This is a genomic window from Rhodococcus ruber, from assembly GCF_027270735.1.
Classification (GTDB): Bacteria; Actinomycetota; Actinomycetes; order Mycobacteriales; family Mycobacteriaceae; genus Rhodococcoides; species Rhodococcoides rubrum_A.
The window spans coordinates 350,325-363,174 of the sequence record NZ_JAPWIJ010000006.1 but is presented as its reverse complement, the minus strand read 5'-3'; the positions used below and the strand labels follow the sequence as shown (position 1 = coordinate 363,174).

The window sequence follows — 12,850 nt, the reverse complement described above, 5'->3', positions numbered from 1 at the left end:
CCTCTGGAAGAGTGGGTCTCACATGTGGGGGACGTTGTCGGGGATCTCGTAGAACGTCGGGTGGCGGTACACCTTGTCGCCACTCGGTGCGAAGAACGGATCCTTCTCCGACGGCGACGACGCGACGATCGAGTTGGACGGAACCACCCAGATGCTGACGCCTTCGTTGCGGCGGGTGTAGACGTCGCGAGCATGCCGCAGGGCCATGTGGTCGTCGGCAGCGTGGAGCGATCCGACATGCACGTGGTTCAGGCCGCGCTTGCCGCGCAGGAACACCTCGTACAGCGGCCAATCAGCCTTGACTGCTTCCCGTTTCGGCTCGACCGGAACACCCTCGGTGGGCACTGCTCCGTGGCCGCCCTCGGCGGTGAACTCGGTCATGATGCTGCGTTCCTTTCGGCGAATGCGGTTGCGGCCTCACGGACCCAGGCTCCGCCGTCGTGGGCTGCTCGACGGTTCGCGATGCGCTCGACGTTGGAGGCGCCGTTGCCCTTGATCACCTGCATGAACTCGGACCAGTCGGGCTCACCGAAATCGTGTGACTTGCGCTCCTCGTTCCACTTCAGGTCCGGGTCGGGGAACGTGACTCCCAAGGCCTTCGCCTGCGGGATCGACATGTCGACGAAGCGTTGGCGCAGTTCGTCGTTGGTGTGGCGCTTGATGCCCCACTTCATGGACTGCTCGGTGTTGGGGGACTCGTCGTCCGGCGGGCCGAACATCATCAGTGCCGGCCACCACCATCGGTTGACGGATTCCTGGACCATGGCGCGCTGTTCGTCGGTGCCACGCATCATCGTCGCGAGCAGTTCGTAGCCCTGGCGCTGGTGGAAGGATTCTTCCTTGCAGACGCGGATCATCGCGCGCGCGTACGGGCCGAAGCTGCTGCGACACAGGGGAACCTGGTTGCAGATCGCTGCACCGTCGACGAGCCAGCCGATGGTGCCCACGTCGGCGTACGTCAGGGTGGGGTAGTTGAAGATCGAGGAGTACTTCTGCTTGCCCTCGATGAGCTTGACCGTCAGGTCGGCGCGGTCCGCTCCGAGCGTTTCCGCGGCGGAGTAGAGGTAGAGGCCGTGGCCGGCCTCGTCCTGCACCTTGGCCATCAGGATCGCCTTGCGGCGCAGCGACGGCGCGCGGGTGAGCCAGTTGCCCTCCGGCTGCATGCCGATGATCTCGGAGTGCGCGTGCTGGGCGATCTGGCGGATGAGCGACTTGCGATAGCCGTCGGGCATCCAGTCGCGAGGCTCGACGCGCTGCTCACGGGCAACGGTGTCGTCGAACCCGTCCTGCAGCGTCTCGGCGGACAAGGTGTTTGACGTGGTCATAAGTCCTACTTTCATTACCGAATGATCGGTTGGTAACCAGTATGCATCGAAGTGACCCCGGGCACAAGAGCAGCTTCGCCGCACGTGCGCGAAACCTCGTAGCAGGGGTCGAGTCTCCGCTCACATGCCGACGAAGGAGGCTCTTTTTTTCGCCAGAAACGCGTCCACCGCTGCCTTGTGGTCCTGCGTCTGGCCCAGAGCGGCCTGTGCCTGCGCCTCGCGGTCCAACGCGTCGGACAGTCCGGATCGAGCGATCAGCGACTTGACTTGCTTGTAGGCCTGGGTGGGGCCGGCAGCGAGGGAGGTGGCCAGCGTGCGCGCTGTCTCGAGTACCTCCGCGTCGTCGACGACGCGATGCACCAGGCCCCAGTCGAGGGCCTGGGCGGCGGTGACTTTGTCTCCGAGCAGCATCAGCCCCGCGGCCCGGCTCGATCCCAGTGCCTCGACCAACGTGTAGCTCAAACCCGAGTCGCTGGCCAGGGCGATGCCGGTGAACGCCGTCGCGAACGACGACTTGGTACCGGCCACTCGGATATCTCCGGCGAGTGCGATACCGAGACCTGCGCCGACGCATGCGCCGGGGATGGCCACGACGATCGGCACCTCGAGCGCCGCGAGCCCTCGGATGACCGGGTTGTAGTGCTCGCCGACGGTATCCATCGCCGTGGCCGGGTCGGATTCGAGCGCAGTGACATGCTCACCGAGGTCCTGGCCGACGCAGAAGTTCTTGCCCTCGGCGGTGATGAGCACAGCACGCACCTCGGGTGCGGCCGCGTTCTGGACAGCCTCGGCCAGCGCGAGCTTCGTCGCGACGTCCAGGGCGTTGTGTGCCTCGGGGCGAGCGAGGGTGATGGTCGCCAGGCCGTCGGTGATGTCGAACCGTACCGTCATGCGTTCGTCCAATCGTGAAAGCCGCGACCGGACTTGCGTCCGATCTCGCCGCGAGCGACCATGTCTCGCAACAACTGCGGGGGAGTGAACCTGTCGCCGAGTGTCGACGCCAGGTGTTCTGCGATAGCGAGCCGAACGTCCAATCCGACGAGGTCGGTGGACCGTAGCGGACCCATCGGGTGCTTGTACCCGAGCTCCATGGCGCGATCGATGGATTCGGCATCGGCGACGCCCTCCTCCAGCATCCGAATGGCTTCGAGCCCGAGGCAGACGCCGAGCCGTGACGTCGCAAAACCGGGGGAGTCGTTGACGAGCACTTCGGTCTTGCCCAGGAGCGACACCCACTGCTGTACTCGCTGCACCACGTCTGCGGAGGTGGCCGGAGCGCGCACGATCTCGACGAGAGTCGACGCCGGAACCGGGTTGAAGAAGTGCATCCCGATGAAGCGGCTCGGATCACTCAGTGCTGCGCCGAGTTCCGCGATGGAGATCGAGCTCGTGTTCGACGCGATGACCGTGTCGGGCCCGGCGATCTTGTCGACGAGAGCCAGTACCTCGACCTTGAGCGACGGGATCTCGGGCACCGCTTCGACAATCAGGTCGAGGTCGGCCGGGAGATCCGTAGGCCCGGCGACGGTGGAGACCCGCGCGAGAATCGCAGCGGGATCCTCGCTGAGTTTGCCGCGCTCGTGCGCCCGGTCCAGCCCGGTCGAGACTCGGCCGAGGGCTGCTTGTTGGTCGGCTGCTTCGGCGACGACGACCCTCGAGCCGAGGGCTGCGAACACCTGCGCGATACCTGCACCCATGCGGCCGCCACCGACCACTGCCACCGCAGAAGGAACTGTCATTTCTTCTTCTCCAGAAATGCCGTCATCCGGCGTTGTTTGTCTTCGGTCTCGAACAGAACAGCCTGTGCGATGTCGTCGGCCCATGGGTGTGAACCGGGTGCATCGAGAATCTTTTTCGTCAGCTTCAGGGCCAGTGGTGCCTGTCTCGCAATGCGATCCGCGAGGGAATGCGCTGCAGTCAACGGCTCGTCGACGACGTCCAGCACCAGGCCGCACCGAAGTGCCACCTGTGCGTCGAGCGTCCGGCCACCGAGAAGCACCTGCTTCGCGACGGAGACGCCCACCAGCGTCGGCAGCCGGTAGCTGGCTCCGGCGGCAGCCATGATGCCCAGTCCCGGTTCGGGATTGCCGAACACGGCAGTCGACGACGCGATGCGAATGTCGCAGGCATAGGACAGTTCGGCTCCGCCGCCGAGCGCGTATCCGCGGACGGCTGCGATCGTCGGCAGGGGCAATGCTGCAATGCGATCGAACAGGTTTCGGTTGATGCCGCGCAGTGCGTCGTCGCGAGTGCGGGCCCGCAACTGGTTGATGTCGGCACCGCCGGCAAAATGCTCGCCTGCTCCGGTCAGGATCACGATCTTGGGATCCTGCTCCACGAGCGCGCACACCTCGTGCAGCTCGCTGATCATGTCGGAATCGATTGCATTGCGCTGCTTCTCGCGACTCAGGGTGACGACAACGCGGTCCGTCGACTCCTCGACGATGAGAGTGTTCACGGTGCCTCGATCAACATCGACACGCCTTGCCCGACACCGACGCACAGTGTCGCAAGGCCACGTGAGGCCTTCTCGCGTTCCATGCGGCCCAACAGCGTCAACAGAATTCGAGCACCCGACGAGCCGAGAGGGTGGCCGAGGGCGATGGCCCCGCCGTCGGCGTTGACGATGTCCTCGTCGAGGTTCAACTGGCGGATGACGCCGAGGGACTGTGCCGCGAAGGCCTCGTTGAGTTCGACGGCACCGAGGTCGTCGATCGACCATCCCGCGCGAGTGAGTGCCTTCTGCGTGGACGGGACCGGCCCGAGTCCCATGATGTGGGGCGCGATGCCGGCGCTCGCACTGGTGACGATGCGTCCGCGCACCTCGAGGCCGTACTTGTTCACGGCCTCTTCCGATGCCACCACCAATGCCGACGCGCCGTCTGTGAATGGCGACGAGGTGCCTGCGGTGACGATGCCGTCCTTGCGGAAGACGGTCTTCAGGGTGCCGAGCTTCTCCAGAGTGGTTCCGCGTCGCGGCGTCTCGTCCTCGGTGACCTCGCCGTTCTTGGTCGTGACGGGCACGATCTCGTCGGCGAAGCGTCCGGCATCCTGGGCGGCGATGGCACGCTGCTGACTGCGGAAGGCGAATGCATCGGACTCTGCGCGGGTGATGCCCTCACTGAGCGCGACCTCCTCGGCGGTTTCGCCCATCGACAGGGTGATCTTGGGATCGGTCCCCGCGTCGTGGGAGGCGAAGGTCGGATTGGTGAAACGCCAGCCGAGGGAGGTATCGAAGATCTCTCCCGGTTTGGCCCATGCGGTTCCCGGCTTGGCCATGACCCAGGGCGCGCGTGTCATCGACTCGACGCCACCGGCGACGATGATGTCGGCCTCACCGCTACGAATGGTGCTCGCGGCGTTGGCCACTGCCGTCAGTCCGCTCGCGCACAGGCGGTTGACTGTATATCCCGGCACCGTGTGCGGGAGTCCTGCGAGCAGAACCGCCATTCTCGCCACGTCTCGATTGTCCTCGCCTGCCTGGTTCGCGGCGCCCAGAATCACTTCGTCGATTCGATCGACGGGCACACCCGCGCGGCGGACGGCCTCGGCGACGACGATCCCGGCCAGGTCGTCGGGGCGCACGGTCGACAGCGCACCGCCGTAGCGTCCGTGCGGCGTGCGCGCGCCGGCCACGAGAAATACTTCGCCCACTGGAGATCTCCTTAGTACGGTTGCGTCATTAGTAACCGAACATTCGGTCGTTTGGCAAGGTTTGCTGCCCACGGTGCTGTGGAATCGGGCGCCGACTGAGAAGATGTGGCAATGACAACCGCACGCGCGCCGCGCAAGACCGGACAGCCAGGGCGGCCGGGATACGACCTGGACTCGCTCTTGGCAGTGGCGGTCAAGGTCTTCAACGACCGTGGATACGACGGAACCAGCATGGAAGTTCTGGCGAAGCGGCTCGGCATCACCAAGTCCTCGATCTATCACCACGTGTCGGGCAAGTCCGAGTTGCTCGAACTCGCGCTGTCGCGGGCTCTCAATGCACTGTTCGCCGTCACGACCGAGGATCGGGCCACCACCGGGCGATACATCGACCGCCTCGAATACCTGGTGCGACGCAGCGTGGACATCCTGTGTGCGGAACTGCCCTACGTGACGCTGTTGCTGCGCGTGCGAGGCAATACCGACGTCGAGCGACGCGCTCTCGCTCGCAGGCGCGAATTCGACACGTTCGTCACCGGGCTCGTGGTGGCTGCCGCCGAGGAGGGTGACCTGCGTCCAGGGGTGGATCCGGCCCTGGCGTCGAAGCTGGTCTTCGGAACGGTCAACTCGCTCATCGAGTGGTATCGCCCACGCACCGGCGGATCGGTCGAGGAATTGGCCGACGCCGTCGTCGCGTTGACCTTCGACGGCCTGCGTCGCACGTAAACCGGCGCCCACGCCCCGCCACCGGACCTGAGTGTTCGGTATCGGCGACCTTGCGCGGCTTTCCGCCGATCGGCTCCGATCGTGAACAACCTGGTCCGCCGTCGAGTCTTGACATCTCGGCGTTCGACGGCGATGGTAATTACCGACCGAACGTACGGTGAGATGGAGGCGTTGTGAGCAGACTTCTGGAAAGCTATGCCCAGGGCACGTGGTATTCCGCACCCGATGAGGGAGCGCCGCTGCTGAGCGCCGTCGACGGCAGCGAGATCGCCCGGGTGTCGTCCAGCGGTCTCGACGTCGCAGGCATGGTGGACTACGCCCGCACCGTCGGCGGCCCAGCGCTCGCAGCACTGACGTTCCACGAACGTGCAGCCCTGCTCAAGCAGTTGGGCCTGACGCTGATGGCCGGCAAGGAGGAGTTCTACCAACTCTCCCGACACACCGGAGCCACCACCCGCGATTCCGGCGTCGACATCGACGGCGGTTTCGGAACTGTGCTGAGCTATGCGAGCAAGGCTCGACGTGAACTCCCCAACGAGACGGTCTATCTCGACGGCGCGATCGAGCAGCTCGGCAAGAAGGGCACCTTCCTCGGTCAGCACATCTACACCTCCCGGCGCGGTGTCGCCGTGCAGATCAACGCGTTCAACTTCCCGGTCTGGGGCTTCCTCGAAAAGCTGGCCCCCGCGTTCATCGCGGGCGTGCCGTCGATCGTCAAGCCCGCCAGTCAAACTGCGTACCTGACCGAGCTTGTCTTCCGTCGGATCATCGAGTCGGGGTTGTTGCCCGAGGGGTCGGTTCAGTTGCTGTGTGGCAGTGCCCGCGGTGTCCTCGACCACCTCGGCGGCCAGGACTCGGTGGCCTTCACCGGATCGGCCGATACCGCTGCGACCCTGCGCTCGCACCCCAACGTCGTCGGCGAGGGACTCCATTTCACGGCGGAAGCGGATTCTCTCAACGCGTCCATCCTGGGTTCCGATGTGGCACAGACTGATCCGGAGTTCGATCTGTTCGTCAAAGGTGTGTTCACCGAGATGACGTCGAAGGCCGGCCAGAAGTGCACGGCGATCCGGCGCGTTCTGGTTCCGCAGGACTCGGTCGAGCCCGTCATCGAGGCGCTGAAGGCCAAGCTGGAGAAGGTCGTCGTCGGTGATCCGGCCGACGAGGGGGTCACCATGGGTGCGCTCGCCAGCATCGACCAGCGCGACGAAGTCCTCAAATCCATTCGTGGACTGACCAAGTCGGCAACGGTCGTCTTCGGTGATCCGGACGCCGTGGATTCGCGACCCGGTGCCTTCATGGCACCGGTCCTGCTGAAGGCCGGCGACAAGACCGCATCCGAACCGCACGAGATCGAGGCCTTCGGGCCCGTCTCCACCGTCATCGGTTACGACAGCACCGCAGACCTGCTCGACCTCGTCGCGCGCGGAAAGGGCTCTCTGGTTGCATCTCTGGTGACCAAGGACTCCGCGATCGCGCGAGAGATCGTCCTGGGCAGCGCTCCGTATCATGGCCGCATCCTGGTCCTGAACTCCGAGGATGCCAAGGAATCGACCGGTCACGGTTCGCCGCTACCGGTACTGGTGCACGGCGGACCCGGCCGCGCAGGCGGTGGTGAGGAACTCGGTGGTATCCGCGGCGTCCTGCACCACATGCAGCGCACCGCAATCCAGGGAACCCCGGACGTCCTGACGGCCATCGGCAACAGGTGGGTCACCGGAGCGAAGCAGACGACCGGTGACGTCCACCCGTTCCGCAAGAACCTCGGCGAACTGAAGCTGGGCGACACCATCATCGGTGGGCCCCGACAGGTCACCCGTGCGGACATCGATCACTTCGCCGAGTTCACTGGCGACACCTTCTACGCGCACACCGATCCCGAAGCCGCAGCGGTCAATCCGTTGTTCGGTGGAATCGTGGCGCACGGATACCTGGTGGTGTCGCTGGCGGCCGGACTGTTCGTCGACCCGGCTCCGGGCCCCGTACTCGCCAACTTCGGCGTCGACAGCCTGCGCTTCCTGACGCCCGTCAAGGCCGAGGATTCGCTGACGGTCACGTTGACGGCCAAGCTGATCACTCCGCGTCAGAGTGCCGATTACGGCGAGGTGCGGTGGGATGCAGTGGTTGTCAACCAGGACGGCGATCCCGTCGCGACATACGACGTGCTGACTCTCGTCGCGAAGCCCGAGGCCGCATCATGAGCGTACGAGTAGCCGTCTGTTATGGAATGCCCGAGGATCCTGCCGCATTCGATCGTCACTACGCCGAGGTGCACGTACCCCTCGCTCGGGCAGTTCCCGGCCTGGTCGACTTCACCTGGGGCACGCTCGACTCGCTCGACGAGTCCCCGCCGCCCTACTACGCAATCGCAAGTCTGTACTTCGCGGACGAGGCGTCGCTGAAGGCAGGATTGGGTTCGCCCGAGATGAAGGCAGCAGGTAAGGATCTGCGCAACTTCGCCACCGGCGGCGTCACGATGTTCACCCAGAACGAGCAGTCGGTGTTGCGGCCGTGACCGATTCGCCTATCGCCCGCGAGATGTTCGAGGTCGACGCCGCGTCCCGCAAGCTCGGCATCGAACTGATCGAGCTGTCACCCGGTCACGCGAGAATGTCGATGGTCGTGACCGAGGACATGGTCAACGGCTACGCCATCACACACGGCGGATACGTCTTCCTGCTTGCGGATACGACGTTCGCTATGGCCTGCAACTCGCACGAGGACTCGGCCGTCGCGGCACGCTGCGACATCCGGTACCTCCGTCCGACGAAGGTCGGCGACGTCCTCGTCGCCGACGCCGTCGAGCGTGCGAGGTTCGGCCGCAACGGCATCTACGACGTGTCGGTGACGTGCCGAGACGAGCTGATCGCCGAATTCCGAGGCGACAGTCGCACGATAGCGCGCTAGCGATCCGGCGCGTGGAAGTACTGTGAGTCGGTGACCGCTGCAGACCTGTCGGCGCTGGCAGACGCCACCGCCACTGCGGTGGGTGGTGCGGTGTCGGTGATGGATCCGCAGGGCTATGTGGTGGCGTATTCGTCGGTGCCGGGGCAGCCGATCGACGACGTGCGACGCGACGGTATTCTGGGCAAGCAGGTCCCGGCTCGATACATGGTGCATCACATCGATCCTGACTTCCGGCGCAGCTCGACCGTTCACGTAGTCGATGTGGCCGGTGCGCTACCGCGTCTGGCAGTAGCGGTGTCGGTCGACGGTGAGTACCTCGGCTCCATCTGGTGCATTGCGTCCGGTGCTGGTATCCGTTCGCCGGCCCCTGCGGCAGTGGCTGCATTGACGCGTGCGGCCGCAGCTGCAGTGCCGTTGTTGTCGGCCCGACATCATCCGGCCGATGCCGACAATCCCAGGGTGCGTGCGTTACTGACCGATCCCGAGGTCGTCACTACGCCGGGAAAGCGCTACGCCGTTCTGGCCGCAAAAGTGGATTCGCCGCGAGCGCAGAGCATGCAGGTACAGCTCGCTGGCCTGCTTCAGCTCACGTTCGGCGATGCCGGTGACTCCGGATGCATCGTCGACGGGAACACCGTCCTGCTGGTGGTGGAGTCCCACGACGAACGCGCATTCGCTGCGGAGGCAGAGGAGGTTCGACGACGGGCGGAGACGGCCTTCGGTGCCGCGGTGAGCTTCGCGATCGGTGGCCCGGACGCCCGTCCCGCGATAGCGCTCAGACATGCTCACTGGGTACTCGACGTGATGGAAACAGGCTCACAGACAACGACATTCGAGCAGAATCGGATCCCGATCACTCTTCGGAGAGCGGGGGCGGCGCTGTCGGAGGTGTCGTTGGCGTTGCCTGCCGTCGAGCGGATGCTCTCCTGCGATGCTTCGGAAGGCACCGAGTACGCCGCGACGGTGCTGGCGTTGTTGGCGCACGAGTCCAACGTTGCCGCCGCAGCTGCATCGCTGTACCTGCACCCCAACACCTTTCGCTACCGGCTCCGGCGTACCAAGGAGTTGTTCGGTCTCGATCTCGACGACGCGGACACCCGGTTGCTGGTGTGGATGTCGCTACGGCTCAGGGCCGGGCGGTGAGTACCTTCCCGGGATTGAGCAGATAGTGCGGGTCCAGCAATTCCTTGATGCCGCGCTGCAGTTCCGCTGCAACCGAATCGAGTTCGGTCTCGAGAAGGTCCCGCTTGAGCAGTCCCACCCCGTGCTCGCCGGTGATGGTTCCACCGAGCGAGAGGGCGAATGCTGCAATCTCGTCGAACGCGCTGTGCGCCTTGGCCAACGATGAGGGGTCGAGGGGGTCGACGATGACCGTCGGATGGATGTTGCCGTCCCCTGCGTGGCCGACGACTCCGATGACGATGCCCAGCCGGTCTGCAACCCAACCCACCTCGTCGATCATCGTGGCGAGTTGCGAAATGGGTACGGACACATCGTCGACCAACGGTGAACCGAGACGCTCGAGTGCGGGGTACGCCAGTCGTCGGGCCTGCACGAGTTGCTCCGATTCGACCTCGTCCTCGGCGACGGCCACATCGATCGCACCGGATTCGGTACACAGTGCGGCAATGGCCTCGAGCTCCTCGACGGCGCCTGCGCCGATGTCGGATTGGGCGATCAGCACGGCCGCGGCGTCCGTGCCGAAGTCCATCCGGGCATAGGCGTCGATAGCGGCGATGGTGGTGCGGTCCAACAACTCGAACAGGCTCGGGGTGATACCTGCCGCACGAATCCTCGACACTGCCTCTCCTGCAGCGACAGTGGAGGGGAAGGTCGCAGCCATCGTGAGTGGTACGGCGCTGGGGAAATCGAGGCCGACGGTGGCCTCGGTGATGATGCCGAGCGTTCCCTCGGAGCCGACGAACAGTTCGGCCAGAGAGAGCCCAGCCACGCCTTTGACGGTGCGTCGACCGACGAACGTCGCGCGGCCGTCGGCGAGTACGACGCGCAGCCCACGGACGAATCGTGCTGTGACGCCGTATTTGACGCAGCACAGGCCGCCGGCGTTGGTGGCGATGTTGCCGCCGATCGTCGACGCCTCCCAGCTGGACGGGTCAGGGAGGTACGTCAGTCCCTGCTGCAAGGCGGCATCTTTCAGCTCTTTGTTGGTGACACCGGGTTGCACGACGGCGGTGCGATTGACGACGTCCAACTCGACGATCTTGTTCATGCGCCGAGTATTGAGGGCAATGGCTCCGACGCTGGTGTTCGCGGCTCCCGCCAGGCCGGTCAATGCACCCTGCGGCACCACGGGAATGCGATGTGCCGATGCGATTTTCATGATCGCCTGTACGTCCGATTCGGTGCTCGGTAGCACTGCCGCCAGGGGTAGCGCGGATTCGCACAGAGCGGCGGCATCGTGCCGGAAGCTCTTTAGAATGTCCGGGTCGGTCACCACCGCGTCGGCACCGAGGGCGCGCATCAGTTCGTCGATGACCGGCGAATGTAGAACGAGGGTGGTCGGAGCAGTCATGGCTTCGAGTATGTCCGGCGTCACTGTCGATGTCTGCGTCGTTTCGGACGAAGCACGAGGCCTCGATCGGTAGTTTCCGACGAAGTGTGGGTAGGGCCTTGTTATGCACGCGACCACCTTGACAAACTACGGTGGCGCCGGTCACCGTAATTACCGACCGAATGGACGGTGAGTTTTATCCGGTTCGTCGGTACCTGAATCCGCCGCTGTTCATACCCCACGTCACTCCGAACTGTCGCTCGCTCTTACGAGCGCCGGAGCCCGAACGAAACGAGATCGTCGATGACAACACAGGTCGAGACGCCCACCGGGGTGTCGCGTGAGCATCGCCGCGCCGCGATGGCCAGCATGGTCGGAACCACCGTCGAGTGGTACGACTTCTTCATCTACGCGCAGGCCGCGTCGCTGATCTTCGCTCAGCTGTTCTTCGCGCCCATGGGCTCGTCCGGGCAGTTGGTCGCCTACGTCACCATCGGTATCAGCTTCGTCTTCCGTCCTCTCGGGGCCATCGTCGCGGGGTACTTCGGCGATAAGATCGGCCGCAAGAAGGTCCTCATCGCGACCCTCACCCTGATGGGCGCGGCCACCGTCGGAATGGGCCTGTTGCCCACGTACGCGACCATCGGCATCTGGGCTCCGATCATCCTGATCGTGTTGCGCATCCTGCAGGGGTTCTCGACCGGCGGCGAGTGGGGCGGCGCGGCACTGATGGCCGTCGAGCATGCACCGAAGGGCAAGCGCGGAATATACGGCGCAGCAACCCAGATGGGTGTCCCACTCGGCATGCTCATTGCAGTGGGAACGTTGGCACTGTGCACCGGTTTGCTCAGCGAAGAGCAGTTCGAGGCCTGGGGCTGGCGTATTCCGTTCCTCATCAGCTTCGTCCTGATACTCGTCGGCTTCTACATCCGCCGCCGCGTCGAAGAGACTCCGGTGTTCAAGGAGCTCGCAGAACGCAAGGAGCGCAACCACACTCCCGTTCGTGCACTGTGGCGCACCAACAAGAAGCAGGTGATGCTCGCAGCGCTGTCGTTCGTCGGCAACAACGGCAATGGTTACATCATCGTCGGTGGCTTCATCGTCGCGTACTCGACGAGGGAGCACGGGCTCGCCCGTGTGGACGTGTTGGTGGCCAGTCTTTTCGCCGCTCTCGTGTGGGGTGTGTTCACCCTGCTCGGCGCGTATCTGTCCGACCGCTACTCCCGGACCGCCATCATGAACCTGGGCAACGCATCGATGGTGTTGTGCGCCATCCCGTTCTTCCTGCTCGTCGACACCGGTGAATTGCACTGGATCTACGTGGCCCTCGGTCTCTTCGCCGTCGGACTCGGCCTCGCCTACGGACCGCAGCCGGCGCTGTACGCCGAGATGTTCCCTGCTGCAGTCCGATTCAGTGGCGCATCCATCGGCTACGCCATCGGCACGGTGCTCGGTGGAGCGTTCGTTCCCACGATTTCCGAGGCACTGTTCAAGGGAACCGGCACTTCGATGTCCATCTCGATCTACCTGATGATCCTGGCCGCAATCTCCTTCATTGCGACCTCGCGCATCAAGAACCGTAGGGACGAGGATCTGAACGTCTGAGCTATCTGTGACGAAAGCCCCGCAACGAGCCGAGTTGCGGGGCTTTCGTCGTCTGTTCTCAGACTGCAGCGAGCTGATGACCGAAACAGGTTATCTGAGCGCTGGCGGGCGGCATTCTCGGCGA

13 protein-coding genes are annotated in these 12,850 nt (G+C 64.6%); 6 read left to right on the top strand and 7 right to left on the bottom strand.

Annotation, left to right across the window (positions count from 1 at the left end; translation table 11 throughout):
* Nucleotides 1-18: 18 nt before the first annotated feature.
* The 6 genes from paaB to O4220_RS16545 form a co-directional block, all read right to left on the bottom strand.
* A complete protein-coding gene (gene paaB / locus O4220_RS16570; RefSeq protein ID WP_032404451.1) occupies nucleotides 19-381 on the bottom strand; it encodes a 1,2-phenylacetyl-CoA epoxidase subunit PaaB in 363 nt (120 codons plus the stop codon).
* A complete protein-coding gene (gene paaA / locus O4220_RS16565; protein WP_032379887.1) occupies nucleotides 378-1,325 on the bottom strand; it encodes a 1,2-phenylacetyl-CoA epoxidase subunit PaaA in 948 nt (315 codons plus the stop codon). The genes paaB and paaA overlap by 4 nt, the downstream gene beginning before the upstream one ends.
* A gap of 120 nt (nucleotides 1,326-1,445) precedes the next feature.
* Nucleotides 1,446-2,216, bottom strand: a complete 771-nt coding sequence (locus O4220_RS16560) for an enoyl-CoA hydratase/isomerase family protein (protein ID WP_269606083.1) — start codon at nucleotides 2,214-2,216, stop codon at nucleotides 1,446-1,448.
* A complete protein-coding gene (locus O4220_RS16555; protein WP_269606081.1) occupies nucleotides 2,213-3,064 on the bottom strand; it encodes a 3-hydroxyacyl-CoA dehydrogenase family protein in 852 nt (283 codons plus the stop codon). Before O4220_RS16555 ends, O4220_RS16560 begins: the two co-directional genes overlap by 4 nt.
* Complete coding sequence (locus O4220_RS16550; protein WP_032373300.1) at nucleotides 3,061-3,783, bottom strand: enoyl-CoA hydratase/isomerase family protein; 723 nt, start codon at nucleotides 3,781-3,783, stop codon at nucleotides 3,061-3,063. Before O4220_RS16550 ends, O4220_RS16555 begins: the two co-directional genes overlap by 4 nt.
* Entirely contained in the window at nucleotides 3,780-4,979 is a 1,200-nt protein-coding gene (locus tag O4220_RS16545) for a thiolase family protein (RefSeq protein ID WP_269606078.1), read from the bottom strand. Before O4220_RS16545 ends, O4220_RS16550 begins: the two co-directional genes overlap by 4 nt.
* A 111-nt stretch (nucleotides 4,980-5,090) precedes the next feature.
* On the opposite strand from O4220_RS16545, the gene O4220_RS16540 reads away from it, so the two are divergent.
* The 5 genes from O4220_RS16540 (at nucleotide 5,091) to O4220_RS16520 (ending at nucleotide 9,752) form a co-directional block, all read left to right on the top strand.
* Complete coding sequence (locus O4220_RS16540; RefSeq protein ID WP_222095468.1) at nucleotides 5,091-5,702, top strand: TetR/AcrR family transcriptional regulator; 612 nt, start codon at nucleotides 5,091-5,093, stop codon at nucleotides 5,700-5,702.
* A 173-nt stretch (nucleotides 5,703-5,875) separates the two neighbouring features.
* Complete coding sequence (gene paaZ, locus O4220_RS16535) at nucleotides 5,876-7,903, top strand: phenylacetic acid degradation bifunctional protein PaaZ (protein ID WP_269606073.1); 2,028 nt, start codon at nucleotides 5,876-5,878, stop codon at nucleotides 7,901-7,903.
* Nucleotides 7,900-8,217 (top strand): EthD family reductase, encoded by a 318-nt coding sequence (locus tag O4220_RS16530; RefSeq protein ID WP_269606071.1) that lies wholly within the window; start codon nucleotides 7,900-7,902, stop codon nucleotides 8,215-8,217. The genes paaZ and O4220_RS16530 overlap by 4 nt, the downstream gene beginning before the upstream one ends.
* A 23-nt stretch (nucleotides 8,218-8,240) precedes the next feature.
* Nucleotides 8,241-8,609 carry a hydroxyphenylacetyl-CoA thioesterase PaaI gene (paaI, locus tag O4220_RS16525; RefSeq protein ID WP_045841663.1) on the top strand — a complete coding sequence of 123 codons (369 nt, stop codon included), beginning with the start codon at nucleotides 8,241-8,243 and terminating at the stop codon, nucleotides 8,607-8,609.
* A gap of 30 nt (nucleotides 8,610-8,639) precedes the next feature.
* A complete protein-coding gene (locus tag O4220_RS16520) occupies nucleotides 8,640-9,752 on the top strand; it encodes a PucR family transcriptional regulator (protein ID WP_269606069.1) in 1,113 nt (370 codons plus the stop codon).
* Here O4220_RS16520 and O4220_RS16515 read toward each other — a convergent pair.
* Nucleotides 9,736-11,142 (bottom strand): FAD-binding oxidoreductase, encoded by a 1,407-nt coding sequence (locus tag O4220_RS16515; protein WP_269606066.1) that lies wholly within the window; start codon nucleotides 11,140-11,142, stop codon nucleotides 9,736-9,738. The two genes, O4220_RS16520 and O4220_RS16515, sit on opposite strands and share 17 nt — an antisense overlap.
* Nucleotides 11,143-11,424: 282 nt before the next feature.
* On the opposite strand from O4220_RS16515, the gene O4220_RS16510 reads away from it, so the two are divergent.
* Entirely contained in the window at nucleotides 11,425-12,726 is a 1,302-nt protein-coding gene (locus O4220_RS16510; RefSeq protein WP_269606064.1) for an MFS transporter, read from the top strand.
* Nucleotides 12,727-12,850 lie beyond the last annotated feature (124 nt).

Bases quoted from the DNA above. Each gene is read 5' to 3' on its own strand.
- O4220_RS16530 (WP_269606071.1), top strand. From the start codon at position 7,900: ATGAGCGTACGAGTAGCCGTCTGTTATGGAATGCCCGAGGATCCTGCC.
- paaA (WP_032379887.1), bottom strand. From the start codon at position 1,325: ATGACCACGTCAAACACCTTGTCCGCCGAGACGCTGCAGGACGGGTTC.
- O4220_RS16540 (WP_222095468.1), top strand. From the start codon at position 5,091: ATGACAACCGCACGCGCGCCGCGCAAGACCGGACAGCCAGGGCGGCCG.
- O4220_RS16510 (WP_269606064.1), top strand. From the start codon at position 11,425: ATGACAACACAGGTCGAGACGCCCACCGGGGTGTCGCGTGAGCATCGC.
- paaI (WP_045841663.1), top strand. From the start codon at position 8,241: ATGTTCGAGGTCGACGCCGCGTCCCGCAAGCTCGGCATCGAACTGATC.
- paaB (WP_032404451.1), bottom strand. From the start codon at position 381: ATGACCGAGTTCACCGCCGAGGGCGGCCACGGAGCAGTGCCCACCGAG.
- O4220_RS16555 (WP_269606081.1), bottom strand. From the start codon at position 3,064: ATGACAGTTCCTTCTGCGGTGGCAGTGGTCGGTGGCGGCCGCATGGGT.
- O4220_RS16560 (WP_269606083.1), bottom strand. From the start codon at position 2,216: ATGACGGTACGGTTCGACATCACCGACGGCCTGGCGACCATCACCCTC.
- O4220_RS16515 (WP_269606066.1), bottom strand. From the start codon at position 11,142: ATGACTGCTCCGACCACCCTCGTTCTACATTCGCCGGTCATCGACGAA.